At 64.6% G+C, this 24,681-nt stretch carries 24 protein-coding genes and 5 tRNA genes; 18 read left to right on the top strand and 11 right to left on the bottom strand.

All coding sequences use genetic code 11. From position 1 onward, the window contains the following. Positions 1 to 65 precede the first annotated feature (65 nt). From N5C28_RS02025 to N5C28_RS01990, 8 genes are read left to right on the top strand one after another with little or no spacing between them, the layout of a single operon-like run. Positions 66 to 824 (top strand): heme ABC transporter permease, encoded by a 759-nt coding sequence (locus N5C28_RS02025; RefSeq protein WP_279820319.1) that lies wholly within the window; start codon positions 66 to 68, stop codon positions 822 to 824. Beyond that, complete coding sequence (ccmD, locus tag N5C28_RS02020; protein WP_279819511.1) at positions 821 to 997, top strand: heme exporter protein CcmD; 177 nt, start codon at positions 821 to 823, stop codon at positions 995 to 997. Before N5C28_RS02025 ends, ccmD begins: the two co-directional genes overlap by 4 nt. Next, positions 994 to 1,461: a cytochrome c maturation protein CcmE gene (gene ccmE / locus N5C28_RS02015; protein ID WP_279819509.1), complete on the top strand. Its 468-nt coding sequence runs from the start codon at positions 994 to 996 to the stop codon at positions 1,459 to 1,461. Before ccmD ends, ccmE begins: the two co-directional genes overlap by 4 nt. Continuing rightward, on the top strand, positions 1,458 to 3,431 hold the full coding sequence (locus N5C28_RS02010) for a heme lyase CcmF/NrfE family subunit (protein ID WP_279819506.1): 1,974 nt from the start codon (positions 1,458 to 1,460) through the stop codon (positions 3,429 to 3,431). Before ccmE ends, N5C28_RS02010 begins: the two co-directional genes overlap by 4 nt. After that, the gene (locus tag N5C28_RS02005) at positions 3,428 to 3,967 is read left to right on the top strand and encodes a DsbE family thiol:disulfide interchange protein (protein ID WP_279819504.1); all 540 of its coding nucleotides are present in this window, start codon (positions 3,428 to 3,430) and stop codon (positions 3,965 to 3,967) included. Before N5C28_RS02010 ends, N5C28_RS02005 begins: the two co-directional genes overlap by 4 nt. Further along, positions 3,964 to 4,461, top strand: coding sequence for a cytochrome c-type biogenesis protein CcmH (locus N5C28_RS02000; protein WP_279819502.1), 498 nt, complete (start codon positions 3,964 to 3,966; stop codon positions 4,459 to 4,461). Before N5C28_RS02005 ends, N5C28_RS02000 begins: the two co-directional genes overlap by 4 nt. Further along, positions 4,461 to 5,687: a c-type cytochrome biogenesis protein CcmI gene (ccmI, locus tag N5C28_RS01995; RefSeq protein WP_279819499.1), complete on the top strand. Its 1,227-nt coding sequence runs from the start codon at positions 4,461 to 4,463 to the stop codon at positions 5,685 to 5,687. Before N5C28_RS02000 ends, ccmI begins: the two co-directional genes overlap by 1 nt. Before the next feature lie 35 nt (positions 5,688 to 5,722). Next, entirely contained in the window at positions 5,723 to 6,004 is a 282-nt protein-coding gene (locus N5C28_RS01990; protein WP_347881251.1) for a hypothetical protein, read from the top strand. A 27-nt stretch (positions 6,005 to 6,031) separates the two neighbouring features. On the opposite strand, the gene N5C28_RS01985 is transcribed toward N5C28_RS01990, so the two are convergent. The 3 genes from N5C28_RS01985 to N5C28_RS01975 all read right to left on the bottom strand — a co-directional run bounded on the left by N5C28_RS01985 (position 6,032) and on the right by N5C28_RS01975 (position 9,065). After that, positions 6,032 to 6,886 carry a pirin family protein gene (locus N5C28_RS01985; RefSeq protein ID WP_279819495.1) on the bottom strand — a complete coding sequence of 285 codons (855 nt, stop codon included), beginning with the start codon at positions 6,884 to 6,886 and terminating at the stop codon, positions 6,032 to 6,034. Between the two features lie 114 nt (positions 6,887 to 7,000). After that, complete coding sequence (locus tag N5C28_RS01980; RefSeq protein WP_279820318.1) at positions 7,001 to 7,753, bottom strand: VacJ family lipoprotein; 753 nt, start codon at positions 7,751 to 7,753, stop codon at positions 7,001 to 7,003. Between the two features lie 13 nt (positions 7,754 to 7,766). Then, complete coding sequence (locus N5C28_RS01975; RefSeq protein WP_279819493.1) at positions 7,767 to 9,065, bottom strand: serine/threonine protein kinase; 1,299 nt, start codon at positions 9,063 to 9,065, stop codon at positions 7,767 to 7,769. Between the two features lie 308 nt (positions 9,066 to 9,373). Between N5C28_RS01975 and N5C28_RS01970 the strand changes: the two genes are divergently transcribed. Beyond that, on the top strand, positions 9,374 to 9,748 hold the full coding sequence (locus N5C28_RS01970; protein ID WP_279819490.1) for a hypothetical protein: 375 nt from the start codon (positions 9,374 to 9,376) through the stop codon (positions 9,746 to 9,748). A 9-nt stretch (positions 9,749 to 9,757) separates the two neighbouring features. On the opposite strand, the gene N5C28_RS01965 is transcribed toward N5C28_RS01970, so the two are convergent. Then, entirely contained in the window at positions 9,758 to 11,311 is a 1,554-nt protein-coding gene (locus N5C28_RS01965; RefSeq protein ID WP_279819488.1) for a glycosyl hydrolase family 17 protein, read from the bottom strand. Between the two features lie 108 nt (positions 11,312 to 11,419). Continuing rightward, positions 11,420 to 11,644 (bottom strand): DUF2061 domain-containing protein, encoded by a 225-nt coding sequence (locus tag N5C28_RS01960; RefSeq protein WP_279819486.1) that lies wholly within the window; start codon positions 11,642 to 11,644, stop codon positions 11,420 to 11,422. Positions 11,645 to 11,864: 220 nt separating this feature from the next. Here N5C28_RS01960 and N5C28_RS01955 point away from each other — a divergent pair, with 220 nt between their 5' ends. Next, positions 11,865 to 12,185: a ComEA family DNA-binding protein gene (locus N5C28_RS01955; protein ID WP_279819484.1), complete on the top strand. Its 321-nt coding sequence runs from the start codon at positions 11,865 to 11,867 to the stop codon at positions 12,183 to 12,185. A 75-nt stretch (positions 12,186 to 12,260) separates the two neighbouring features. Here N5C28_RS01955 and N5C28_RS01950 read toward each other — a convergent pair whose 3' ends face one another. From N5C28_RS01950 to N5C28_RS01940, 3 genes are all read right to left on the bottom strand, one after another. Further along, positions 12,261 to 12,968 carry a class I SAM-dependent methyltransferase gene (locus N5C28_RS01950; RefSeq protein ID WP_279819482.1) on the bottom strand — a complete coding sequence of 236 codons (708 nt, stop codon included), beginning with the start codon at positions 12,966 to 12,968 and terminating at the stop codon, positions 12,261 to 12,263. 542 nt (positions 12,969 to 13,510) lie between these two features. Continuing rightward, positions 13,511 to 13,586 (bottom strand) — tRNA-Asn (locus tag N5C28_RS01945). A 66-nt stretch (positions 13,587 to 13,652) separates the two neighbouring features. Further along, on the bottom strand, positions 13,653 to 14,849 hold the full coding sequence (locus N5C28_RS01940) for an aspartate/tyrosine/aromatic aminotransferase (protein WP_279819481.1): 1,197 nt from the start codon (positions 14,847 to 14,849) through the stop codon (positions 13,653 to 13,655). 186 nt (positions 14,850 to 15,035) lie between these two features. Here N5C28_RS01940 and uvrB point away from each other — a divergent pair, with 186 nt between their 5' ends. Continuing rightward, on the top strand, positions 15,036 to 17,051 hold the full coding sequence (uvrB, locus tag N5C28_RS01935) for an excinuclease ABC subunit UvrB (RefSeq protein ID WP_279819479.1): 2,016 nt from the start codon (positions 15,036 to 15,038) through the stop codon (positions 17,049 to 17,051). Positions 17,052 to 17,178: 127 nt separating this feature from the next. On the opposite strand, the gene N5C28_RS01930 is transcribed toward uvrB, so the two are convergent. From N5C28_RS01930 to N5C28_RS01920, 3 genes are read right to left on the bottom strand one after another with little or no spacing between them, the layout of a single operon-like run. Beyond that, positions 17,179 to 18,072: an EamA family transporter gene (locus N5C28_RS01930; RefSeq protein ID WP_279819477.1), complete on the bottom strand. Its 894-nt coding sequence runs from the start codon at positions 18,070 to 18,072 to the stop codon at positions 17,179 to 17,181. Positions 18,073 to 18,120: 48 nt separating this feature from the next. Continuing rightward, positions 18,121 to 19,611, bottom strand: coding sequence for an MDR family MFS transporter (locus tag N5C28_RS01925; RefSeq protein ID WP_279820316.1), 1,491 nt, complete (start codon positions 19,609 to 19,611; stop codon positions 18,121 to 18,123). Positions 19,612 to 19,660: 49 nt separating this feature from the next. After that, a complete protein-coding gene (locus tag N5C28_RS01920) occupies positions 19,661 to 20,710 on the bottom strand; it encodes an HlyD family secretion protein (RefSeq protein ID WP_279819475.1) in 1,050 nt (349 codons plus the stop codon). Between the two features lie 105 nt (positions 20,711 to 20,815). On the opposite strand from N5C28_RS01920, the gene N5C28_RS01915 reads away from it, so the two are divergent. From N5C28_RS01915 to N5C28_RS01885, 7 genes are all read left to right on the top strand, one after another. Continuing rightward, positions 20,816 to 21,748: a LysR family transcriptional regulator gene (locus tag N5C28_RS01915; RefSeq protein WP_279819474.1), complete on the top strand. Its 933-nt coding sequence runs from the start codon at positions 20,816 to 20,818 to the stop codon at positions 21,746 to 21,748. Between the two features lie 138 nt (positions 21,749 to 21,886). Continuing rightward, the gene (gltX, locus tag N5C28_RS01910) at positions 21,887 to 23,368 is read left to right on the top strand and encodes a glutamate--tRNA ligase (RefSeq protein WP_279819472.1); all 1,482 of its coding nucleotides are present in this window, start codon (positions 21,887 to 21,889) and stop codon (positions 23,366 to 23,368) included. 145 nt (positions 23,369 to 23,513) lie between these two features. Further along, a tRNA-Ala gene (locus N5C28_RS01905) sits at positions 23,514 to 23,589 on the top strand. A gap of 63 nt (positions 23,590 to 23,652) precedes the next feature. Further along, positions 23,653 to 23,728 (top strand) — tRNA-Glu (locus N5C28_RS01900). A 51-nt stretch (positions 23,729 to 23,779) separates the two neighbouring features. Then, positions 23,780 to 23,855, top strand: a tRNA-Ala gene (locus tag N5C28_RS01895). A 48-nt stretch (positions 23,856 to 23,903) separates the two neighbouring features. Next, positions 23,904 to 23,979 (top strand) — tRNA-Glu (locus N5C28_RS01890). A gap of 160 nt (positions 23,980 to 24,139) precedes the next feature. Then, a complete protein-coding gene (locus tag N5C28_RS01885) occupies positions 24,140 to 24,679 on the top strand; it encodes a TetR/AcrR family transcriptional regulator (RefSeq protein ID WP_279819470.1) in 540 nt (179 codons plus the stop codon). Positions 24,680 to 24,681: the final 2 nt, after the last annotated feature.

The following is a 24,681-nucleotide window of genomic DNA, read 5'->3' as shown; positions in this document are numbered from 1 at the left end:
AACCGTGCTATCGGGGACGGTCGCGCCACCGCGTGTGATCCTTACCCCGGAGATTGGTGAGTAGACTGATGAACTGGACGTGGTTTCACAAACTGGGCTCGCCCAAGTGGTTCTATGAGATCAGCGGCCGCTGGCTGCCCTGGCTGAGCATCGCGGCTGTGCTGCTGATCGCCGTCGGCCTGGTCTGGGGCCTGGCGTTCGCGCCGCCGGACTACCAGCAGGGCAACAGCTTCCGCATCATCTACATCCACGTTCCCGCTGCGTTCCTCGCCCAGTCGATCTACGTGATGCTGGCGGTCGCCGGCGTGGTGGGCCTGGTCTGGAAGATGAAACTGGCCGACGTCGTCTTGCAGCAGGCCGCCCCCATCGGTGCCTGGATGACCGCCATCGCCCTGCTGACCGGCGCCATCTGGGGCAAGCCGACCTGGGGCACCTACTGGGTCTGGGACGCGCGCCTGACCTCGATGCTGATCCTGCTCTTCCTGTACTTCGGGGTGATCGCCCTGTCCCAGGCCATCACCAACCGCGACAGCGCCGCCAAGGCCTGCGCCGTGCTGGCGATCGTCGGCGTGATCAACATCCCGATCATCAAATACTCGGTGGAATGGTGGAACACCCTGCACCAGCCCGCCACCTTCAGCGTCATCGAAAAACCGGCCATGCCCATGGAAATGTGGCTGCCGCTGCTGATCATGGTGCTGGGTTTCTACTGTTTCTTCGGCGCCGTGCTGTTGCTGCGCATGCGCCTCGAGGTGCTCCGCCGCGAAGCCCGCAGCAGCTGGGCCAAGGCCGAGATCAAGGCCCAGGTCGGGAGGTCCGCATGAGTTTCGCCTCGCTGTCCGAGTTCTTCGCCATGGGCACCCACGGTGCCTATGTCTGGTCGTCCTATGGCATCAGCCTGGCGATCCTGGTTCTGAATGTCGCGTTGCCGGTCCTGGCGCGCCGCCGTTATCTGCAAGACGAGGCGCGTCGTTTGCGCCGGGAGGAGTCGAAGTGAACCCTGTCCGCAAGAAGCGCCTGTACATCATTCTGGCGATTCTCGCCGGTGTCGGCATTGCCGTCGCCCTGGCCCTGAGCGCGTTGCAGCAGAACATCAACCTGTTCTACACACCGACCCAGATCGCCAACGGCGAAGCCCCTCAGGACACCCGTATCCGCGCCGGTGGCCTCGTCGAGGAAGGCTCGGTCAAGCGCTCCAACAGCTCCCTGGAAACCGATTTTGTGGTCACCGACGGTGCCAAGTCCGTGACCATCCGCTTCGCCGGCATCCTGCCTGACCTGTTCCGCGAAGGGCAGGGCATCGTCGCCCTCGGTCGCCTGAACGCCGAAGGTGTGCTGGTGGCCGATGAAGTGCTGGCCAAGCACGACGAGAACTACATGCCACCGGAAGTGATGCAGGCGCTCGAGAAGAGCGGGATGAAGCAACAGCATGATGCCGCCACCCAGGGAGCCGCGAAATGATTCCTGAACTGGGCCACCTGGCCATGATCCTGGCGCTGTGCCTGACCCTGGTACAGGCCACCCTGCCGCTGATCGGCGCCTGGCGCGGCGATCGCCAGTGGATGAGCCTGGCGCAGCCGGCCGCCTGGGGGCAGTTCGCCTTCCTGCTGTTCGCCTTCATCTGCCTGACCTACGCCTTCATGGTGGACGATTTCACCGTCGCCTACGTGGCCAACAACTCCAACACCGCCTTGCCCTGGTACTACAAGTTCAGTGCCGTGTGGGGCGCCCACGAAGGTTCGCTGCTGCTGTGGGCGCTGATCCTGGCCGGCTGGACCTTCGCCGTGTCGGTGTTCTCGCGCCAGTTGCCGGAAGAGATGCTGGCCCGCGTGCTGGGCGTGATGGGCTGGATCAGCATCGGTTTCCTGCTGTTCCTGATCGTCACCTCGAACCCGTTCGAGCGCCTGTTGATGAACACCCCGGCCGATGGCCGTGACCTCAACCCGCTGCTGCAGGACTTCGGCCTGATCATCCATCCGCCGATGCTCTACATGGGCTACGTCGGGTTCTCCGTGGCCTTTGCCTTCGCCATCGCCGCCTTGCTCGGCGGGCGCCTGGACGCCGCCTGGGCACGCTGGTCGCGCCCGTGGACCATCGTCGCCTGGGCCTTCCTCGGCATCGGTATCGCCCTCGGTTCCTGGTGGGCCTACTACGAACTGGGCTGGGGCGGCTGGTGGTTCTGGGACCCGGTGGAAAACGCCTCGTTCATGCCCTGGCTGGTCGGCACGGCGCTGATCCATTCGCTGGCTGTCACGGAAAAGCGCGGCGTCTTCAAGAGCTGGACTGTGTTGCTGGCCATCGCCGCCTTCTCCCTGAGCCTGCTGGGAACCTTCCTGGTGCGCTCCGGCGTGCTGACTTCGGTGCATGCCTTCGCCAGCGACCCTGAGCGTGGCGTGTTCATCCTGGCCTTCCTGTTGCTGGTGGTCGGCGGTTCGCTGGCGCTGTTCGCGCTGCGGGCACCGGTGGTCAAGAGCCAGGTCGGCTTTGCCCTGTGGTCCCGGGAAACGCTGCTGCTGGTCAACAACCTGGTGCTGGTGGTGGCGGCCTCGATGATCCTGCTCGGTACCCTTTATCCGCTGGTGCTCGACGCACTGACGGGCGCCAAGCTGTCGGTTGGCCCGCCTTACTTCAATGCCCTGTTCATCCCGCTGATGGCGCTGCTGATGGCGGTGATCGCCGTCGGTGTGCTGGTGCGCTGGAAGGATACGCCGGTGAAATGGCTGCTGAGCATGCTGGCGCCGGTGCTGATCGGCAGTGTGGTGATGGCGGTGGTGGCGACCTTCCTGGTCGGTGATTTCAACTGGGCGGTCCTGGCGGTCTGGCTGCTGTCGGCGTGGGTGATCCTGGCCGGGGTGCGCGACATTCTCGACAAGACCCGCCATGCCGGCCTGCTCAAGGGCCTGCGCTCGCTGACCCGCAGCTACTGGGGCATGCAGCTGGCGCACCTGGGCATGGCGGTCTGCGCCCTGGGCGTGGTGCTGACCAGCGTCGGCACCTTCGAGCGCGACATGCGCATGGCGCCGGGCGAGTCCGTCGAGATGGGCGGCTACCGCTTCGTCTTCGAAGGCGCGGTCCATCACGAAGGCCCGAACTTCACCTCGGACAAAGGCACCGTTCGCATCTTCGAGGACGAGCGGCAGATCGCCGTGCTCCATCCCGAGAAGCGCCTGTACACCGTGCAGCAGGCGGTGATGACCGAAGCGGGCATCGACGCTGGTATCACCCGCGACCTGTTCGTCGCCCTGGGTGAGCCGCTGGAAGACGGTGCCTGGGCCGTGCGGGTACACATCAAGCCGTTCGTTCGCTGGATCTGGCTGGGCGCCTTGCTGATGGGCCTGGGTGGCTTCCTGGCGGCCGCCGACAAACGCTACCGGATGAAGGTCCGCACCCGCGTGCGTGACGCGCTGGGCATGGCTGGAGCGCAAGCATGAGACGACTGATTCTGTTGTTGCCCCTGGTGCTCTTTCTCGGGGTGGCGGTGTTCCTCTACCGCGGCCTGTTCCTCGATCCGTCGGAGCTGCCCTCGGCGCTGATCGGCAAGCCGTTCCCGGCGTTCTCCCTGCCGTCGCTGGACGAGCCGGGGCGCACGCTGACCGAGGCTGACCTCAAGGGCAAGCCGGCGCTGGTCAACGTCTGGGCCACCTGGTGCCCGGCCTGCCGCCATGAGCACCCGGTGCTCAACAAGCTGGCCGAAGCCGGCGTGGTGATCCACGGCGTCAATTACAAGGACGAGCGCGAACCGGCACAGAAGTGGCTGCGCGACCTGCACAACCCGTATCAGCTCAACATCGAAGACGCCAAGGGCAGCCTGGGGCTGGACCTGGGCGTGTATGGCGCGCCGGAGACCTTCTTCATCGACGCCAAGGGCATCATCCGCCACAAGTACGTGGGCACCATCGATGAACGCGTCTGGCGCGAGCAACTGGCGCCGATCTACAGCGAACTGGTCGACGAGGGCGCGCAATGAAACGCTGGCTCGCCGCTGCGCTGCTGGGGCTGGCCGTGGTCGGCACTGCCCAGGCCGCCATCGATACCTATGAATTCGCCACCCAGGCCGAGCGCGAACGCTACCGCAACCTGATCGAAGAGCTGCGTTGCCCGAAGTGCCAGAACCAGAACATCGCTGACTCGGATGCGCCGATCGCCATGGACCTGCGGGCGGAAATCTACCGCATGCTGGAAGAGGGCAAGGACAACCAGCAGATCATCGATTTCCTGGTGGCCCGCTACGGCGACTTCGTGCTCTACAAGCCGCCGGTCACCCCCCGCACCATGCTGCTGTGGTACGGCCCGGCCGTGCTGCTGGGCGGTGGCTTCGTGCTGCTCGGTTTCATCGTCCTGCGTCGCCGTGGCCAGAAGGCCAGCGTCGCCCCGGGCCTGTCGGACGACGAGCAGGAGCGCCTGAATGCGCTGCTCAGTCAGCCGTCTACCCCTCAAACGCCTCAGGATAAGAAAGACTGATGATCGATTTCTGGTTGTCCGCCGGCCTGCTGTTGCTGGTCGCCCTGGCTTTTCTGCTGATCCCCGTGCTCCGTGGGCGCAAGGCCCAGGCTGAAGAAGACCGTACCGCCCTCAACGTGACGCTGTACCAGGAGCGCCTGCGCGAGCTGGAAGCCCAGCGCGAGGCCGGCACCCTCACCGACGAGCAGGCCCAGGCGGGCCGCGACGAAGCCGCCCGCGAACTGCTGGCCGACACCGAAGGCACGCAGCGCCAGGTTGGCGTGGGCGTGCTGGGCGGGAAGATTCCGCTGTTCTCGGCCATCCTGGTGCCGCTGCTGGGCTGTGCCTTGTACCTGCACTGGGGCGCCATCGAAGAGGTCGAGCAGGTTCGTTCCTTCGTCCAGCAGCCCAAGAGCATCGAAGAGATGACCGCGCGTCTGGAAGCCTCGCTGAAGGAAAACCCCGATTCGGCCGAAGGCTGGTACTTCCTGGGTCGCACCTACATGGCCCAGGAGCGCGCCAGCGATGCCGCCCGTGCCTTCGAGCGCGCCGTGGCCCTGGCCGGGCGTCAGCCCGAGTTGCTGGGCCAATGGGCCCAGGCCCTGTACTTCGGTGGCAACAAACAATGGACCGAGCAACTGCAGGGCCTGACCGACGAAGCGCTGCGGGCCGACCCCGAAGATGCCACGAGCCTGGGATTGCTGGGGATCGCCGCCTACGAGGACGGTCGTTTCGCCGAGGCCATCGGTTTCTGGGAGCGTCTGGTGGCCGTATTACCTGAGCAGGACCCGTCTCGCCAGGCGATCCAGGGCGGCATCGACCGCGCCCGTAGCCAGGTGAACCCGGACGCCGCTGCTGCAGCGCCTCAGGCACCGACCGCCGAAGCCGCCACCACAGAAGGGCAACTGACCGTTCAGGTGTACCTGGCGCCGGCGTTGAAGGACAAGGTCCAGCCCGGTGACAGCGTGTTCGTGTTCGCCCGTGCGGCCTCCGGCCCGCCCATGCCGCTGGCGGTCAAGCGCCTGACCGTGGCCGACCTGCCGGCCGAGGTCAGCCTGTCCGATAGCGACGCGATGATGCCGCAACTGAAACTGTCCGGTTTCGACCAGGTCCAACTGGTGGCACGCATCTCCCGCAAAGGCGACGCAACCGCCGGGGAGTGGGTAGGCAACAGTGCGCCGTTGGCGAGCAGCACCCGCGAGGCGCAGCAACTGGTGATCGATACCGCGGAGGTCAAAGGGCAATGAACGCGTTGAAGCCGCTGTTGCTGGCGACCGCGCTGATGGTCGTGGGGGGCTGTACCACCCCGACCACCGCGCCGATCAAGGATGTGCCCGTCACCAAGTCCCATCCGCGCTTCGCACCACCACCCGGCGTGCAAAGCCACTGGGACGCCAGCCTGGGCGTCTACGTGATCAGCAGCGAGCGCGACCTGTTCTACCGCGAACGCACCTACTACCGGTGGAACAAGGGCTGGAGCTGGGCCACCAACCCCAATGGTCCGTGGCAGCCGACCGACAGCAGCGGTATCCCGCCCGGCCTGTACCGCCAGTACGCGCAGTAAGGGGAGGGCGCGAACCCTCCCGGGGCTTCACGCCAGCACCCCGTCGCGGAAGTCCCGCAGGGCCTGTTCGATCTCTTCCCGCGAGTTCATCACGAACGGGCCGTACTGCACGATGGGTTCGCCCAGCGGCGTCCCGCCCAGCAACAACACCTTCGCCCCCTTGGCGCTGCTCAATTGCAGCAGGCCTTCATCCGACAGGCGCACCAGTCGCCCGGCCCCGACGCTCTGAGGGCTGCTGCCCGCCAGTTCCAGCGTGCCTTCGTAGACATACAGCATCACCCGCTGGCCATCGCGCAGGTGCGGGCTGATCTGCGCGCCGGCCGGTAGGCGCAGGTCGAAGAGCTGGGGCTCGGTATGCGGGCGCTGCACCACGCCGGCCTGCTGCACCTGACCGTCGTCGAACTGCCCGGCGATCACCACCACCTCGACGCCCTGGTCGGTGGTCAGGCGGGGGATTTCACTGGCCGGAATGTCGCGGTAGCCCGGTTCGCCCAGTTTGTCCTTGCCTGGCAGGTTGAGCCAGATCTGGAAGCCACGCATGGCACCGCTTTCCTGCTCCGGCATCTCGCTGTGAATGATGCCCCGTGCGGCGGTCATCCACTGCACACCGCCGCTGCCGAGCAGGCCGACGTTGCCCAGGTGGTCTTCGTGACGCATGCGGCCTTCGAGCATGTAGGTGATGGTTTCGAAACCGCGGTGCGGATGGGGCGGAAAGCCGGCGATGTAGTCGTCCGGGTTTTCCGAGGCGAATTCATCGAGCATCAGGAACGGATCGAAGCGCTCGATGCCGGCGCCACCGATCACCCGGTTCAGGCGAACGCCCGCACCGTCGGAGGCCGGCTGGCCGGGTTGGATGGCGAGTACGCGACGTGGTGATTGCATGGGACACCTCATTGATCATGTGGTGCCCATGCTACGTGGATCAAACAGATCGTTGGGTGCGAAATTCGCCTGATTCCTATCGATTAAATCGATTTGTTTCAGGCGTGCTCGGGCTTACTCCGCGATCTGCAGCTTGCGCGACTCGGTATAGAAGTAGCGTATTTTCTCGTACTCGAACGGCGAGTTGAGCTGGCCGTAGCGGAAATTGGTAGTCGAGCGCTGATCCACCACCCGTAGCAGGGTGATTTCGGGGTGGTTGCTGCTGGCTTCCGCCACGTTGAGGAAGTTGATCGCGCTTTCGGCGCTGAAGTCCACCACCAGCCCGCCGGTGTCACGCAGGTTGGACGGGCCGAGCAGGGGCAGCATCAGGTAGGGGCCGCTGGGTACGCCGTAGAAGCCCAGGGTCTGGCCGAAATCTTCCCGCTGCCGAGGCAGGCCCATGCGGGTGGCCGGGTCCCACAGGCCCGCCACACCGATGGTGGTGTTGAGCAGCAGGCGAGCGGTGGTTTCCAACGATCGCTTGCCCTTGAGCTGCAGCAGGCTGTTGAGCAGGTTCGGGACGTCACCGAGGTTGCTGAAGAAGTTGCTGACGCCAGTCTGCACCAGCGTCGGGGTGACGTAGCGGTAGCCATCGACCACCGGCAGGAACACCCACTCATCGAAACGGTAGTTGAAGTGGTACACGCGGCGGTTCCAGGACTCCAGCGGGTCGTGCACCTCCAGCGCGCTGAGGGTCGAGCGCTCGAATTCGCGCTGATCCAGGCCCGGGTTGAACTGCAGGTTCTGCAGGGGTTGCTTGAAGCCATCGTCGTCGACGGGTTGCGCCTGGGCCAGGCCGGCGGCGAACAGCAGGCTCAGCAGCGCGATGCGGTTGAAGGTCTTAGCCACGGAAGAACTCCAGCATGGCGTCGCTGTTGACGCGGTAATTGAGGTTGCCGCAGTGCCCGCCGAGCGGGTAGACGGTCAGGCGATCGCCCACGGTACGGCGCAGGAAACCCAGGTCACCGGGGCCGAGGATGACGTCGTCGGCGTTGTGCATGATGGCGATCTTGCTGCTGTTCTTCAGGTAGTCCTCGAGGGCGTACAGGCTGACCTGGTTGATCAGCTGGCTGACGCTGCCGCCGTCGTAGCGCGCACGCCACATCGGAATCAGCTGCTCGGTGATGTAGCAGTCGAAGTCGCACTGCAGGGCGCGCCGGAAGAACGGCGTGAGGCTGGTGCCCTCGGTGATCGGGTGCTCCACCGGGGTGATCAGGCCGCGGCGGTTGATCAGGTCGGAGGTGAAGGCGATGTCGGCCGAGGAAAAGCGGAACGCCGTGCCGATCAGCATGGCCAGCTGTTCGTCCGTGAGGTGTTCCTTGGACTGCTGGAAGTCGTAGAGCATGGCGTCGTTGATGTCGACGTAGCCCTTGTCCTGGAAGTAGCGCGTCAGCTTGGCCAGCACCAGCTCGTAGAACGTGGTGCTGTTGTCGATGCCCTTGACCCGGGTCTGCACCAGGCGGTCGAGGTTGGTGATCGAGGTGTACAGGTTGACCGGCGGGTTGAGCAGCAGCACCCGCTTGAAGTTGAAGCTGCGGCGGGTTTCGTCCAGCTGGCTGACGAACGCGGCATGCAGGGCGCCCAGGCTGTAGCCGGTCAGGTGGAACTCGGTGACGGCCAGGCGCGGGTGCTGCGCACGCACCGCCTGCATCACCCGGTACAGGTCATCGGCGTCGTCGCTGCTGATGCCCGGGGTGGCGTAGCGCGAGGCCGAGGCCATGAAGTCGTAGCTGCTGGGGGACGACAGCTGCACCACGTGGTAGCCCGCGCCGTAGAACAGCTTTTTCAGGTATTCGGCCGTGGTGCTGCCGTAGTGCGCGCCGGTGCCGGCGATGATGAAGATCAGCGGCGCCGCGCCGTCCTGCTCGGCCAGGCGGTAGCGCAGCTTGGTCACCGGCCAGAAGTTGTCCGGCAGCTGGAACTCGCGCTCGGGGCGCAGCTTGAGCTGGTAATCGTTCTGCCGGATATCGGCGTCCGCCGGCACCTGCGGGCGCAGCTCGGGCGGCGTGGTGGCGATGGTGGCTTCGAAGGGATTGGTCAGCGGGTAGCCGTAGGTCTGGGCATCGATATCCGCGGCCCAGAGAGGCGCACCGAGAATCAGACCGCCAATGAACACAGCAAGGCGAGGGAACAACGACATGGCTAAGTCCCTTTAGAAGAGAACGTGCTTAATGAACAGATCATCTATGACCGCGTGATGATAACCAAGTGCCTGCCGGTATAAATTTTTTGCCGGATGGTGTTTCGCAAGCCGCCCAAGGGCTATGGATCCTACACCTTGGCGTCTGTTCGCTGTTCTTGAGGTGGGCGAACGTCGGCGGCTTGCCAGCCGCTGGTGAGAGAACCGCTGGCAGTTGGGCCGATGGCAAGCGCCCGAGCCCTCACAAGGGCTTGCATCCGCCGTGGTGAAGATTATTCTGGGCGCCGTTCATCATGCCGGAGTGTCGCATGTCTCGCCCTTTGCCCTGGATTCTGTTGGCGGTTGCCGCCGTGCTTTGCGTGGTTGGCAGCTATGCGCTGCGCTATGGCCTGATGGAAGGGGCGCAGTGGGTCGGCATCTGCGCCGATACCCCGGATGTGCTGGCGTGTGAGATCCGAGGCCAGATGGGCTGGTTGATCCACCACCGGGTGATCGCCTGGGGCGCGCTGCTGTGTGCGCTGGTGGCCTTCGTGCTGCCAGGGACCTGGGGCGTCCGGCTGGCCGTTCCCGGCCTGCTGCTTGGCTTGCCGGCGCTGATTCTGTACAGCGCCAGCCTGGCGGTCTTCGCCATCGTGCTGGCACTGTTGCGTCTGGTGCGCGCGCCGCGTCCTGCGGCTGTCTGAGCCTGGGAATCAGGCGGCCCGGCGGCGCAGGCTGCGCCACAGGGCGGCCACCAGCAGGGCACTGACCAGCGCCCAGCCGATGGCTTGCAGGTTATCCAGGGTTTCCTCGAACAGCTGCGGTGCGATGCCGGCGCCGATCAGCAGGGCCAGCAGGGCGACCTCGCGGCGCAGCCCGTACGGCGGGCGGCACGCATAGACCAGCGCCGGCAACAGCAGGGCGGCACTGGGGAAGCTGCGGTAGCGAGCGTCCATCACCAGTGCCAGCATCATCACCGCACCCGCGAAGCCGGCTGCCGCCAGCCACCACGCGCCACGGCGGTCCAGCCACTCGAACAGCCCTGCACGCCAGCCATTGCGCTCGGACAGCATCAGGGCGCCATGGGCCAGCACGATCAGGTTCAAGCCCAGCAGAGCCGCTGCCCACAGCCATTCACCCAGGTAACGGCTCGTCACCCAGGCCAGTTCGGCCCACAGCATGATGCTCGCTGCCCCCACGGCGCCGAGGGCCGGCAGCAGCCAGGCGGCGCGGGTGGAGTGCGGGCGCCCGGCGAGCAGCAGGGTCATGGCGAACGGCAGTAGGCTCAGGCCGAGCCAGAGGGGCCAGTGCGGCAGGTTGGAAACGGAACCGGCCAGGATCGACTTGTCCTGGCGGTCGGCATCGAACAGCCCCCAGTAACCGCCCACCGCGCCTTCGCTGGCGCGTTTCCAGGGCTGGTCGAAGGCCTCGATCAGGTTGTAGTTCCAGCCGTTCTGCTCCGCCATGGCGACGAAGCCGCGCACGAACTTCGCCTGGTTGACCAGGCTCGGCACGGCGGTTTCACGCTGGCGGCCTTCGCTCGGCCAGCCGGTCTCGCCGATCAGGATGTCCTTGGGCGCGAAGGTCTTGCCGAATACCTGGCGAACCTCGGCTACTTCGTGCAGGGCGGTGTCGATACCGGCGGGGTTGTCTTCCCAGTACGGCAACAGGTGGATGGTGACGAAATCCACGGCAGGGCCGACTTCCGGGTGCTTGATCCAGAATTCCCAGACGTCCGCGTAGGTGACGGGTTGCGCGATGTTCGCCTTGACCTGCTCGATCAGGGTAATCAGTTGGCCCGGAGTGACCTCTTTGCGCAGCAGCGCTTCGTTGCCGACGATCACCGCCTTGATGATGTCGGGATGGCGGTTAGCCATTTTGATCAGCCCTTCGATCTCGATGGCCGTGTCCTGCGGGTTGCGGCTGACCCAGGCGCCAACGATCAACTTCAGCCCGTACTTGCGCGCCAGGTTCGGCAGTTCTTCCAGACCGGTCACCGAATAGGTGCGAAGGCATTCGAAGCGCTGGGACAGCAAGGCCAGGTCGGCGTCCATGCGCTCCGGGCGAATCGCCAGGGGCTGGTCGAACGGCGACTGGTCCTTGTCGAACGGGGTGTACGAGGCGCACTGCAGTTTATGGGTGGGCGTCGCCGCATCGGCGAGCTCCACGGGACGGCCGATGCCGTACCACAGGCCTGCCAGAGCAAGCAGGGCGAAACAGCAGGCAATGAGGTAGCTGACGGCAGGAAAGCGGACGGTAGCTGGCATGATCGGCGCGCATGGTGGCAAAGCCGGGCATCTTAGCGGATTGCTCAAGGGGGCGGGATAGCCCCCTTCGATAAAGAGGTGGCGAGGTGAATTGATCGGCTGCGGCGGTTACGCCTGGTGGTGCAACCAGGCGTGGGCCGGACGCTCGGCGGCGCGGCTCGGGGCCTTCTCGATGCGCTGCCAGACTTTCTCGTGGAAGTAGAAGCCGACCGAGTTGCACAGCGGTTCGATGGCTGCTACCAGGCCGCTGGCCGCCACGCTGCCGGTCAAGGCGTAGGTCACGCCGAAGGCGATGCAGAAGTGCATGATGGTGAAGGTCAGGGTCTTGAGCATGGCGCACCTCGGATGAGAATTGTTATCTGTGAGGCTCAGGGTAGTGCGCGGCATTCGATTGAAGAAATGCATCTTTTGAATGATCGAGATAGAGTCTGTGGATCGATCATGAGTGCACTGTTATTTGACAAAACTTTTAGCGTGGCTAGATTGATAGAGGCGGCGCATGGATGTTCCGCATTCACGTCGCGTCATCTCTCATACAAAGGAATGTTCAATCATGCGAAAGCACACTCTCCGCACCCTGTTGTTCGCCTGCCTGGTCGGCACCTCCCTGGCCGTCTCGGCGCAAACCGGGCAGGGCACTGCGCCCACCAGCGAAACGCCATCGGCTGTCAGCGTGACCATGGTCAATCTGAACACCGCCGACGTGGCGACCCTGGACCGCGAGCTGAATGGCGTCGGGGCGGCGAAAGCCAAGGCTATCGTCGACTACCGCGAGGCCAACGGTAACTTCACCTCGGTGGATGAGCTGCTGGAGGTGAAGGGGATCGGCGAGGCGATCCTGGAGCGCAACCGCAGCAAGTTGAGCGTCAACTGACAAACGAAAGGCCGGTCACTGACCGGCCTTTCTGCTTTCCAGGGGCTTGTACGGGTACAAGCCCGGCGGCAACGATCAGTCAGGTAAAGGAGCGAGGGTGGTGAACCAGGCGTGGATCAGTCCGCCCTGGAAAATCGGCGTCGGTGGATTGAAGCCGCCGTCGCGGATGATCGTGCCGACCTGCTCGGGCGGCAGCACCCCGACATCCCGGGCATACATCCGGGTCATCTGATCCACGCGCTCCTTCGGCACCTCCGCCCGTGTCAGCATCCGCAGCCAGACGTCCAGCAGGCGTCGGTAGTCGTCCGTTCCCTGATCGGCCGAAAGATCGGCGGAGAACAGGTAGCCGTCAGGGACAAGCCGCTCGGCAATCTCGCGGAAGAAGCCCGTGCGTTCTTCTCGGTCCAGGATGAACTGCGACACCAGCAGCGACGTCGCGCCGTTGAAGCGCCGCCCCGATGGCAGCGTTTCCAGGTAGCCGGTGTGGTAGTCGCAGCGAGCGGCGATCCCGTGTGCTTCCGTGCGGCGCCGGCACGCCTCCATCATCGCGGCAGAGGGCTCGAGCACCGTGAACCGCCACCCGGGGAATTGCTGGGCCAGGTAGAGGATTTCACTGCCCGTTCCCGCCCCGACACACAGGACATGGGCATCGGCTGGCAAGGCGGACAGCGCCGAACTGATGAGCAGGTTCAGGGCATCGCGCATGGGGGCCAGGTTGGCCCATTGCTCGTCATAGGATGCGGCGTGCTGGTCGAACAGCGCCTCGATTTCTTCACGTTGCATGATGGAACCTCATGGCTGTTATTGAAACTTTACGAGTTACGTAAAAAACTATCAGAGAACTTATGAGGTGTCATGAGTGAGGTGGCGCCATTTATCGCTTTGAAGGTTTTAGGGAGGCTGGGAGGGGCGAAGCGGGAGAGGTAAATCAGGAGGCGTGGCTGACGAGCAAACGGGGAAGCGGCCCCTGGCGAGCGTCCTGCAGGCAATAAAAAAACCGGCCTGGTAACCGGGTTTCTTGAACGTGGCTCCGCGACCTGGACTCGGCAGCGCAGTTGAACGCGCTTCAGCGCGGCCCCGAAGGGGTGAGCGCAGCGAATAACCGGGGACGCAGTCCCTGGCGAGCGTCCGGCGGGCAATAAAAAAACCGGCCTAGTGACCGGGTTTCTTGAACGTGGCTCCGCGACCTGGACTCGACAGCGCAGCTGAACGCGCTTCAGCGCGGCCCCGAAAGGGTGAGCGCAGCGAATAACCGGGGAAGTAGTCTCTGGTGAGAGTCCTGCAGGCAATAAAAAACCCGGCCTAGTGGCCGGGTTTCTTGAACTTGGCTCCGCGACCTGGACTCGAACCAGGGACCCAATGATTAACAGTCATTTGCTCTACCGACTGAGCTATCGCGGAACAACGACGCGTATCCTACTGATTAAAAAGGGGAAGTCAAGCCTTCGCCGACTTCCCCTGATGGCCTCAGAGCACTTCGGCGATGGCGCGGGTCACGACCGGCAGGTTGCGCTGGTTCAGCGCCGCCACGCAGATGCGGCCGGTGCCGACTGCGTAGATGCCGAACTCGCTCTTCAAGCGCTCGACCTGTTCGGTGGTCAGGCCGGAGTAGGAGAACATGCCGCGCTGCTCGGCGACGAAGCTGAAGTCGCGCTTGGCACCCAGTGCCGCCAGTTGCTCGACCATGGCCAGGCGCATGCCGCGGATGCGGTCGCGCATTTCGCCCAGTTCGGCTTCCCACATGGCGCGCAGTTCCGGGCTGTTGAGCACGGCAGCAACCACGCTGGCACCGTGGGTCGGCGGGTTGGAGTAGTTGGTGCGGATGACGCGCTTGACCTGCGACAGCACGCGAGCGGTTTCATCGCTCGAGCCGGTGACGATGGACAGGGCGCCGACACGCTCGCCATACAGCGAGAAGGATTTGGAGAACGAGCTGGAGACGAAGAAGGTCAGGTCGGACTGGGCGAACAGGCGCACGGCCTCGGCATCCTGCTCGATGCCATCGCCGAAGCCCTGGTAGGCGATGTCGAGGAAGGGCACGTGCTCACGCTCGCGGACGATCTCGAGGACGGCTTTCCAGTCTTCCAGGGTCAGGTCGACGCCGGTCGGGTTGTGGCAGCAGGCGTGCAGCACGACGATCGAACGGGCCGGCAGGTTCTTCAGGTCTTCGAGCAGACCACCACGGTTCACGCCGTTGCTGAAGGCGTCGTAGTAGCGGTAGTTGCGCACCGGGAAACCAGCGGACTCGAACAGGGCGCGGTGGTTTTCCCAACTGGGGTCGCTGATGGCGACGGTGGCGTCGGGCAGCAGGCGCTTGAGGAAGTCGGCGCCGATCTTCAGGGCGCCGGTACCGCCCAGGGCCTGGGTGGTGATCACGCGACCTTCGCCGATCAGCGGCGAGTCGGTGCCGAACAGCAGGGTCTGCACGGCCTTGTCGTAGGCGGCGATGCCTTCGATCGGCAGGTAGCCACGGGGTGCGTGGGCGGCGGTCAGCGCATTCTCTGCCTCGGCCACGGCACGGAGCAGCGGAATTCGCCCCTCTTCGTTGGTGTAGACGCCCACGCCCAGGTTGACCTTGGTGCTACGGGTGTCGGCGTTGAACGCTTCGTTGAGGCCCAGGATGGGGTCGCGCGGAGCCATTTCGACGGCAGAGAACAGACTCATGGATGCGGCAGCTCGAAGAGGAGAGGTGAGTATCAGGCAACACCCGCTACGACTGGGGCTAGGGGTTGCGTAAGTGGCCCGGTAGTATAACGAGCCCTACCGAGTGCTGCGACAGCGCAGACACGCTTTTCGCCTGGTTTGACGTAGTCTTTGCGGGTGCGTCACAACCGTTTGTCGAGGTCAGTCATGTCCACCTTTCAATTGGTCACCCGATTCCAGCCAGCCGGCGATCAGCCCGAGGCGATCCGGCAAATGGTCGAAGGCCTGGAAGCCGGTCTGGCGCACCAGACCCTGCTGGGCGTCACGGGCTCGGGCAAGACCTTCAGCATCGCCAACGTGATCGCCCAGGTGCAGCGGCCGACCCTGGTGCTGGCGCCGAACAAGACCCTGGCGGCGCAGTTGTATGGGGAGTTCAAGAGTTTCTTCCCCAACAACGCGGTGGAGTACTTCGTCTCTTACTACGACTACTACCAGCCTGAAGCCTATGTGCCGTCGTCCGACACCTTTATCGAGAAGGATGCCTCGATCAACGATCACATCGAGCAGATGCGGCTGTCGGCGACCAAGGCGCTGCTGGAACGCCCCGATGCGATCATCGTCACCACGGTATCGTGCATCTACGGCCTGGGCAGCCCCGAGTCGTACCTGAAGATGGTGCTGCACGTCGACCGCGGCGACAAAATGGACCAGCGTGCGCTGCTGCGGCGCCTGGCCGACCTGCAGTACACCCGCAACGACATGGATTTCGCCCGCGCCACCTTCCGGGTGCGCGGCGACGTGATCGACATCTTCCCGGCGGAATCCGACCTGGAGGCCATTCGCGTCGAGCTGTTCGACGACGAGGTGGAGAGCCTGTCGGCGTTCGATCCGCTGACCGGTGAGGTGATCCGCAAGCTGCCGCGCTTCACCTTCTACCCCAAGAGTCACTACGTCACCCCGCGTGAAACGCTGCTGGAGGCGGTGGACCGGATCAAGGTCGAACTGGCCGAGCGCCTGGAGTACCTGCGCAGTGCCAACAAGCTGGTGGAAGCCCAGCGCCTGGAGCAGCGCACCCGCTTCGACCTGGAGATGATCCTCGAACTGGGTTACTGCAACGGCATCGAAAACTACTCCCGCTACCTGTCCGGGCGCGGCCCGGGCGAGCCGCCACCGACCCTGTACGACTACCTGCCGGACCAGGCGCTGCTGGTGATCGACGAATCCCACGTCTCGGTGCCCCAGGTCGGCGCCATGTACAAGGGCGACCGTTCGCGCAAGGAAACCCTGGTGGAATACGGCTTCCGCCTGCCCTCGGCGCTGGACAACCGGCCGATGCGTTTCGAAGAGTGGGAGGCGGCCAGCCCGCAGACCATTTTCGTCTCGGCGACCCCCGGGCCGTATGAAGAGCAGCACGCGGGCCGGGTCATCGAGCAGGTGGTGCGGCCGACCGGCCTGGTCGACCCGCAGATCGAGGTGCGCCCGGCGCTGACCCAGGTCGATGACCTGCTCTCGGAGATCAACAAGCGCGTGGCGCTCGGAGAGCGTGTGCTGGTCACCACCCTGACCAAGCGCATGGCCGAGGACTTGACGGATTACCTGGGCGACCACGGGGTCAAGGTGCGCTACCTGCACTCGGACATCGACACCGTGGAGCGGGTCGAGATCATCCGCGACCTGCGCATCGGCGCCTTCGACGTGCTGGTGGGGATCAACCTGCTGCGCGAGGGCCTGGACATGCCGGAGGTGTCGCTGGTGGCGATCCTCGATGCGGACAAGGAAGGTTTCCTGCGCTCCGAGCGTTCGCTGATCCAGACCATCGGTCGTGCGGCCCGTAACCTCAATGGCCGGGCGATCCTCTATGCCGATCGCATGACCGGCTCGATGGAGCGCGCCATCGGCGAAACCGAGCGGCGCCGCAACAAGCAGATTGCCTTCAACGAAGCCAACGGCATCGTGCCCAAGGGCGTGTTCAAGGACGTCCAGGACATCCTCGAAGGCGCTACCGTGCCGGGCTCGCGCAGCAACAAGCGCAAGGGCATGGCCAAGGCCGCGGAAGAAAGCGCGCGCTACGAGAACGAACTGCGCTCGCCGAGCGAGATCACCAAGCGTATCCGCCAGCTCGAAGAGAAGATGTACCAGCTGGCCCGCGACCTGGAATTCGAAGCCGCGGCGCAGCTGCGCGACGAAATCCAGAAACTGCGGGATCGGTTGCTGCAGGTGTGATCAGGGCGTGAACTGGACGCTCCGTCGTGGCTGAAGCCCCTCCCACAAGGCACTGGGGCTTCAGCCGCGAGCTTTTGAGCTCTTGAATGCAGTCGACGCCCTTTGTGCGAACGCCGCTGCGTTCGGCTCAACGCCTGCCGAAGATGATCAGCATCACCCCGCCCAGGGTCACGCCACAGGCCAGCATCGCCAGCAGGCTGAGGCGTTCGCCCAGCAGCAGGTACCCCAGCAGCAGCGCCACCACCGGGTTGACGAAAGCAAAGGTCGCCACCAGGCTCGGGCGCACTTCGCGCAGCAGCCAGAAATACGCCGGATAGACCCCGAGGCTCACCGGCAGCACCAGGTACGCCAGCCACAGCCACCCCTGGGCGCTCATGCCGGCCAGGTCCAGCGCCTGCCAGTCACCGTGCCACAGGCCGAGCAGGGCCAGCAGCAGGGCGCCGATCAGCATCTGCAGGCTCAGCCCCAGCCAGCTCGAGCGGAAGGGCGGCCGCTGGCGCAGCAGCCAGGCGCCCACCGCCCATAGCAGCGTCGCCAGGACCACCAGCAAGCCCGCCAGCCATTGTTCGGGTGACGCCGCACTGCCCAGGCCGTTGTTCATCAGCAGGACGATGCCGCCACAGGCCAGGGCCAGCCCGCACAACACCCACAAAGGCGGCCGTTCACCGAGCAGCCATTCCAGCGCCACGCTCCACAGCGGCAGGGTGGTGTAGAGCATCGCCAGCATGCCGGTGGGCAGGTACTGGTTGGCATAGATCAGAGCACCCTGGCCGACCGCGATCAGCGCCAGGGCGCCGATCACCACGCCGGTCCAGTCGCTGCGTTGCATGCGCAACTGGCCGCTGACAATGACGCCGATCAGCGCCAGCAACCCGGCGAAGGAAAAGCGCAGGCTGCCGATGACGAAGGGCGGCAGCTCCAGCAGCAGAAAGTGGTTGGCCAGGTAGGTGGTGCCCCAGCCGATGTAGAGGATGGCGAATGCACCGATCAGCAGCAGGGTGCGAGGGATAATGGAAGGCATGGACGACCTGGAACGAGAACGCGCCGCAGGGCGGCGCGTGGGGGATAGTCAGTGTGCGGCGCCACCGGTGGCACCCGCCGGCAGCTTTCGTGTCAGCAGCACGGCGAGCATGCTGATGCCAAGGGCGATGCCGATGCAATGGAAGGCGTCATTGTAGGCCATGATCGCCGCCTGCTGGTGGGTGATTTCGCTGAGCTTGGCCAGGGCCGCCTGCTCGCTGCCGAGCTTCTCGGTGAGCAGTGCCAGGCGTTCGGCGACCTGCGGATTGCTCGGCACCAGGGCCTCGCGCAGGTAGTCGAAGTAGACCTTGGCGCGGGCGTCGAGCAGGGTCGCCAGCAGGGCGATGCCGATGGCGCCGCCGAGGTTGCGCAGGATGTTGAACAGGCTGGACGCCGAGCCTGCATCCTGGGGCATGACGTAGGCCGTGGCGATCAGCGAGATGGTCACCATCACCAACGGTTGGCCAAGGGCGCGGATGATCTGGATGTGGTTGAACTGCTCGCCAGCGAAATCCGGGTTGAGTACTCCGGACAGAAAACTGGCCAGGCCGAACAGGCCGAAGCCGGCGGCGCACAGCCACTTGGGCGAGACCTTCTTCATCATCAGCGGCACCAGCGGAATGAGGAACAGCTGCGGCACGCCCATCCACATGATCACTTCGCCGATCTGCAGGGCGTTGTAACCCTGGATCTGCGCCAAGTACAGCGGCAATACGTAGATCGAGCCGTACAGGCCCATGCCCAGGCCGACGCTGGAAATGCTCGACAGGCCGAAGTTGCGTTCGCGCAGCACGCCCAGGTTGATCAGCGGGTTGGGGCGCGACAGCTGCAGGATCACGAACAGCACCAGGCTGATCGCCGCGACGCTGCCGAGGCCGGCGATCAGGCTGGACTCCAGCCAGTCCTTGCGGTGGCCTTCTTCGAGGAACACCTGCAGGCAGCCCAGGCCCAGGCCCAGGGTGACGATGCCGGCGTAGTCGGTGCGCTTGAGCAGCTCCCAATGCGGGGCTTTCTTTTCCAGGCCGTAGAGCAGGCCGGCGATCATCAGCAGGCCGGGCGGCACGTTGATGTAGAAGATGTATTCCCAGCCGAAGTTCTCGGTCAGCCAGCCGCCCAGGGTCGGGCCGATCGACGGGGCGAAGGTGGCGGTCAGGGCGAACAGGGCCATGCCCTTGGCGCGGTGGTGTTCCGGCAGCTTGATCAGGGTGAGGGTGAAGGCCAGGGGAATCAGCGCGCCGCCGGTGAAACCCTGCAGGGCGCGGAATACGATCATGCTCTCCAGGCTCCAGGCCATGGAACAGAGCAGGGAGGCGAACAGGAAACCTACCGAGACCCACACCGCCAGGCGCCGCGCCGACAGCAGCTGCACCAGCCAGGCGGTCAGCGGAATCATGATGATCTCGGCGACCAGGTAGGACGTGGAGATCCACGAGCCTTCCTCCAGGGTGGCCGACAGCGCGCCCTGGATGTCCTTGAGCGAGGAGTTGGTGATCTGGATATCCAGCACCGCCATGAAGGCGCCGAGCATGGCGCTCATCACCGCGATCCAGTCGCGCCGGCTGGGCTCCCCGGTGGGGCGGATCAGGGTATCACCCGCCATGGTGCGGGTCGGCCTGGATGTCGACCGTGACCTCTACCGACATGCCGGGGCGGATCAAGCCCTTGAGCGGGTTATCCGCGGCGAAGGTCAGTTTCACCGGGATGCGCTGCACCACCTTGGTGAAGTTGCCCGTGGCGTTGTCCGGCGGCAACAGGCTGAACTGCGCGCCGGACGCCGCGAACAGACTCTCGACCCGCCCTTCGATGGGGCTGTCGGGGAAGCTGTCGAAGAGCAGCTCGGCCGTTTGCCCGGGGCGCATCTGGCCGATCTGGGTTTCCTTGAAATTGGCCTGGATCCAGATGTCCTGGTCCGGGACCAGCGACAGCAGGTAAGCGCCAGCCTGGACGAACTGGCCGTTGCGCGCGGCGCGCTGGCCGACGAAGCCGCTGATGGGCGCATGGATCTGGGTACGTTCCAGGTTCAGCTCGGCCTGGGCCACATCGCTGCGGGCGCTGGTGATCTGGGCCTCGAGGCGCTTGATCTCGGCTTGCAGGGTGCTGATCTGCTGGCGCTGGGCCTGCAGGTCGGCTTCGGCCTTGGCCACCTGGGAGCGGGCGATGCGGCTGTCGGCGGCCAGGGTGGTGACGCGCTCTTCCGAGACGAAGCCGGGCTTGCGCAGGGTCTGGGCGCGGGACAGGTCGATCTGGGTGCGGCCCAGGGTGGCCTGGCTGGCCGAGACATCGGCCTGGCTGGCGGCGATCAGGCTGGCCTGCTGGTCGAGGGCGCTGCGGGCCTGGACCAGTTCCGCTTCGCGGGTAGCCAGGGTGGCCAGGGCGCGCTGCTGCGCCAGTTCGAAATCGGCGCGTTCCAGGGTCAGCAGCAGCTCACCCTGTTCGACGTGCTGGTTGTCCTTCACCAGGACCTTGTCGACCCGGGCGCCGAGCTGGCTGGAGAGGCGCGTGATCTCGCCCTGGACGTAGGCGTTGTCGGTGCTCTGCAGGTAGCGCCCGACCAGCAGCCAGTGGCCGATCAGCGCGGCGGCGATGAGGCAGAGGAGGGTCAGAAAGATGAACAGGCGGCGTTGCAGTTGGGCAGGCATGGTCGCTCAGCGAGTCAGGGTAAAAGTGTAAGAAAATTTATCAGTGTTCCTTTATCCATAGTAGCCGGTAGACTTCAGAAACTTTGTTGCTTGTGAGGAACAATGATGGGTCTGGATGATGCGTTGATCTTCACCCGCGTGGTCGAGTGCCACAGCTTTACCCTGGCGGCCCAGGGGCTGGGGATGCAGAAATCCACGGTGAGCCGGCGAATTGCGTTGCTGGAGGAACGCCTGGGTGTGCGGCTGCTCAACCGCACCACCCGCAAGTTGCGCTTGACCGAAGTGGGGCAGGCTTACTACGAGCGCTGTCGGCAGATCATGCTGGACTTCGCCGAGGCCGAGCAGGCGGTGATGCAGTTGCAGCAGGAGCCGTCCGGGCTGTTGCGCATTTCCGCGCCCATCGAGTTCGGCCAGCTCTTCCTCGGGCGTGTGCTGGGTGACTTCATGCGGCTGTACCCGCAGATCACCGCCGAGGTCGAGTTGACCTCGCGCCATGTCGATCCGGTGGAGGAGGGTATGGACATCGTCATTCTGGTGGGCCAGCCCCAGGACTCCACGCTGATCGCCCGCAAGCTGTTCGGCAGCGGCCGGCGCTTCTATGCCAGTCCCGAGTACCTGCGCCAGCACGGCCGCCCGCGGAGTGTGGAAGACCTGGCCGGGCACCGCGCCGTGCTGCTGCCCCAGGACGGCCTGCGCTACTGGCCGCTGATCGACGAGAACATCAACTGCCAGCGGGTGATGGCGTGCAACAACATCACCTTTGCCCGCGAGGCGGTGCTCGCTGGCGCCGGGATCGCCGGGCTGCCGATCATGCTCTGCGAACGGGCGGTGCAGGAGGGGCGTCTGGTGGAGCTGCTGCCCGAGGTCCGGCTGCCGGCCGGGGAGTTGTACGCGGTGTATCCGTCCCGGCGCTTCCAGGCCATGAAGGTGAAAACCTTTCTGGATTTCCTCATGCAGAGTCTGCCGTTCCAGGACGGTCGGCTGCTGGAGCCCGATATGGTCGGGCTGGTAACATCACCGCCCATGGAGCACCTCTAAAAACTACCTACTTTGTCATCGCAGCGTTAAAAACAGGCTTGCGCTGACTGCCTCGCCTACGTTTTCAGAGGTGCCCCCCAGGGGCCGCTTGCCGCAGGGCCGACACCGTTTTTTCGCTTCACTTCGCCGAGAACTTTCATGACCACCGTTCGTACCCGTATCGCGCCATCCCCCACTGGCGACCCGCACGTAGGCACCGCCTACATCGCGCTGTTCAACCTGTGCTTCGCTCGCCAGCACGGTGGTGAATTCATCCTGCGCATCGAAGACACCGACCAGGTGCGCTCGACCCGCGAGTCGGAGCAGCAGATTTTCGACGCCCTGCGCTGGCTGGGCATCGAGTGGAGCGAAGGGCCGGACGTCGGGGGCCCCCACGGTCCGTACCGGCAGAGCGAGCGCGGCCACATCTACAAGCAGTACACCGCCGAGCTGGTGGACAAGGGCCATGCCTTCCATTGCTTCTGCAGTGCCGAGCGCCTCGACAAGCTGCGCGCCGAACAGACCGAAGCCAAGCAGACCCCGCGTTATGACGGGCACTGCATGCACCTGGCGGCCGATGAGGTGCAGCGTCGCCTGGCGGCCGGCGAGCCCAACGTGGTGCGCATGAAGGTGCCGACCGAGGGCGTCTGCGTGGTGCCGGACATGCTGCGCGGCGAGGTGGAAATTCCGTGGGATCGCATGGACATGCAGGTCCTGATGAAGACCGATGGCCTGCCGACCTACTTCCTGGCCAACGTGGTCGATGACCACCTGATGGGCATCACCCACGTCCTGCGGGGCGAGGAGTGGCTGCCGTCGGCGCCCAAGCTGATCCTGCTCTACGAGTACTTCGGTTGGGAGAAGCCGCAGCTGTGCTACATGCCGCTGCTGCGTAACCCGGACAAGAGCAAGCTGTCCAAGCGCAAGAACCCGACCTCGATCACCTTTTACGAGCGCATGGGGTTCCTGCCCCAGGCCATGCTCAACTACCTCGGCCGCATGGGTTGGTCGATGCCGGACGAGCGCGAGAAGTTCACCCTGGACGAGATGGTCGAGCACTTCGACATCCAGCGTGTCTCCCTGGGCGGACCGATCTTCGACCTGGAGAAGCTGTCCTGGCTCAACGGCCAGTGGATGCGTGAGCTGAGCGTCGAGGAATTCGCCGCCGGTGCGCAGAAGTGGGCGTTCAACAGCGACTACCTGATGCGCATCGCACCGCACGTGCAGGGCCGGGTGGAAACCTTCAGCCAGATCGCGCCCCTGGCCAGTTTCTTCTTCGCTGGCGGCGTGACCCCTGATGCGAGCCTGTTCGAGCACAAGAAACTGTCCGCCGACCAGGTACGCCAGGTCATGCAACTGATCCTGTGGAAGCTGGAAGCGCTGCGCCAGTGGGAAAAGGACCGCATCACCGCCAGCATCCAGTCGGTGGTGGAACACCTGGAACTGAAGCTGCGCGATGCGATGCCGCTGATGTTCGCCGCGATTACCGGCCAGGCCAGTTCCGTGTCGGTGCTCGATGCCATGGAAATCCTCGGTCCGGATCTCACCCGTTTCCGCCTGCGCCAGGCCATCGAGCTGCTCGGTGGCGTGTCGAAGAAGGAAAACAAGGAGTGGGAAAAGCTGCTGGCAGCGATCGCCTGACCGGCCTTCTGTCGGGGAGGGCGAGGGCAATCTCCCCGGCAATCAGGTAAGTGATTGTTCTGTCAGCTAAAAAAAACTGCTCGAGCGTTAAAATTTTGTTGACAGTGCCCAGGGGCGCACTTAACATGCGCCCCGTCCTTGAGATGGGGCTATAGCTCAGCTGGGAGAGCGCTTGCATGGCATGCAAGAGGTCGACGGTTCGATCCCGTCTAGCTCCACCAATCTCAAAGCCGAAAGGCTTGCCACAGTTGACTTGATGTCAGCTGCGTTTGAAGGGTTTTTGCGTCCCCTTCGTCTAGTGGCCTAGGACACCGCCCTTTCACGGCGGTAACAGGGGTTCGAGTCCCCTAGGGGACGCCACTATTTCCAGCCGCATTGCTTCGGCGATGCGTGTCGAGAGACGTTAAATCCGGGGCTATAGCTCAGCTGGGAGAGCGCTTGCATGGCATGCAAGAGGTCGACGGTTCGATCCCGTCTAGCTCCACCAATTCCACGACAGACCAGCCAGGTGCTGGCCTTGTTCTTCGAAGGTTTCGTCCCCTTCGTCTAGTGGCCTAGGACACCGCCCTTTCACGGCGGTAACAGGGGTTCGAGTCCCCTAGGGGACGCCAGTTTACCCGCTATGCGGGCTTTTTAAGGGTCATTCTACGGAATGGCCCTTTTGTTTTTCAGCCTCCTGAATTTTTCCCTGACCGACCGATGGCCGCGATCAACGCTTGCCTAATTAAATTACAGTCGTAATATTGTGACTGTAATCTAATGGAGGTCGACATGAGCGAGAAGAAGGCCAGAACCCGCGAACGCATCCTGAGGGCAGCCTCTGCTGCCTTGCTCCAGCGTGGGCCGGTGGAGCCCGGTGTCGGTGAGGTGATGGGCGCGGCCGGGCTGACGGTCGGTGGCTTCTATGCCCATTTCGACAGCAAGGACGCCTTGATGCTGGAGGCGTTCCGGCAGCTGCTCGGCCACCGGCGCAGCCTGTTGGCGCAGGTCGACAGCGATCTGCCGGCCGCCCAGAAGCGCGCGCTGCTGGCGGCGTTCTACCTGTCGCGCAAGCACCGCGACACCCCGGACGACGGTTGCCCGCTGCCGAGCACGGTGGGGGAGATTGCCCGGTTGCCCGAGGCGTTTCGCCAGGCCCTGGCCGAACACGTGGAATTGATGGTGGCACACCTGTCAGCGACGCCGGAGGACGCCTCCGAGGTGCTGGCTGACATGGCGTTGATGGTGGGCGGGGTGGCGCTGGCCCGGGCGCTTGGCCCGAGCGAGCTGTCCGACCGGGTCTTGCGAGCCGCCAAGGCGGCGATTGTCTGAGG

It is taken from the genome of Pseudomonas sp. GD03944 (assembly GCF_029839275.1).
Lineage (GTDB): Bacteria > Pseudomonadota > Gammaproteobacteria > Pseudomonadales > Pseudomonadaceae > Aquipseudomonas.
Note: the sequence above shows the minus strand (reverse complement) of the source record. Positions and strands in the feature narration are given on the sequence as shown.

Bases quoted from the DNA above. Each gene is read 5' to 3' on its own strand.
- ccmD (WP_279819511.1), top strand. From the start codon at position 821: ATGAGTTTCGCCTCGCTGTCCGAGTTCTTCGCCATGGGCACCCACGGT.
- N5C28_RS02010 (WP_279819506.1), top strand. From the start codon at position 1,458: ATGATTCCTGAACTGGGCCACCTGGCCATGATCCTGGCGCTGTGCCTG.
- N5C28_RS02005 (WP_279819504.1), top strand. From the start codon at position 3,428: ATGAGACGACTGATTCTGTTGTTGCCCCTGGTGCTCTTTCTCGGGGTG.
- N5C28_RS02000 (WP_279819502.1), top strand. From the start codon at position 3,964: ATGAAACGCTGGCTCGCCGCTGCGCTGCTGGGGCTGGCCGTGGTCGGC.
- ccmI (WP_279819499.1), top strand. From the start codon at position 4,461: ATGATCGATTTCTGGTTGTCCGCCGGCCTGCTGTTGCTGGTCGCCCTG.
- N5C28_RS01990 (WP_347881251.1), top strand. From the start codon at position 5,723: ATGGTCGTGGGGGGCTGTACCACCCCGACCACCGCGCCGATCAAGGAT.
- N5C28_RS01985 (WP_279819495.1), bottom strand. From the start codon at position 6,886: ATGCAATCACCACGTCGCGTACTCGCCATCCAACCCGGCCAGCCGGCC.
- N5C28_RS01975 (WP_279819493.1), bottom strand. From the start codon at position 9,065: ATGTCGTTGTTCCCTCGCCTTGCTGTGTTCATTGGCGGTCTGATTCTC.
- N5C28_RS01970 (WP_279819490.1), top strand. From the start codon at position 9,374: ATGTCTCGCCCTTTGCCCTGGATTCTGTTGGCGGTTGCCGCCGTGCTT.
- N5C28_RS01965 (WP_279819488.1), bottom strand. From the start codon at position 11,311: ATGCCAGCTACCGTCCGCTTTCCTGCCGTCAGCTACCTCATTGCCTGC.
- N5C28_RS01960 (WP_279819486.1), bottom strand. From the start codon at position 11,644: ATGCTCAAGACCCTGACCTTCACCATCATGCACTTCTGCATCGCCTTC.
- N5C28_RS01955 (WP_279819484.1), top strand. From the start codon at position 11,865: ATGCGAAAGCACACTCTCCGCACCCTGTTGTTCGCCTGCCTGGTCGGC.
- N5C28_RS01950 (WP_279819482.1), bottom strand. From the start codon at position 12,968: ATGCAACGTGAAGAAATCGAGGCGCTGTTCGACCAGCACGCCGCATCC.
- N5C28_RS01940 (WP_279819481.1), bottom strand. From the start codon at position 14,849: ATGAGTCTGTTCTCTGCCGTCGAAATGGCTCCGCGCGACCCCATCCTG.
- uvrB (WP_279819479.1), top strand. From the start codon at position 15,036: ATGTCCACCTTTCAATTGGTCACCCGATTCCAGCCAGCCGGCGATCAG.
- N5C28_RS01930 (WP_279819477.1), bottom strand. From the start codon at position 18,072: ATGCCTTCCATTATCCCTCGCACCCTGCTGCTGATCGGTGCATTCGCC.
- N5C28_RS01920 (WP_279819475.1), bottom strand. From the start codon at position 20,710: ATGCCTGCCCAACTGCAACGCCGCCTGTTCATCTTTCTGACCCTCCTC.
- N5C28_RS01915 (WP_279819474.1), top strand. From the start codon at position 20,816: ATGGGTCTGGATGATGCGTTGATCTTCACCCGCGTGGTCGAGTGCCAC.
- gltX (WP_279819472.1), top strand. From the start codon at position 21,887: ATGACCACCGTTCGTACCCGTATCGCGCCATCCCCCACTGGCGACCCG.
- N5C28_RS01885 (WP_279819470.1), top strand. From the start codon at position 24,140: ATGAGCGAGAAGAAGGCCAGAACCCGCGAACGCATCCTGAGGGCAGCC.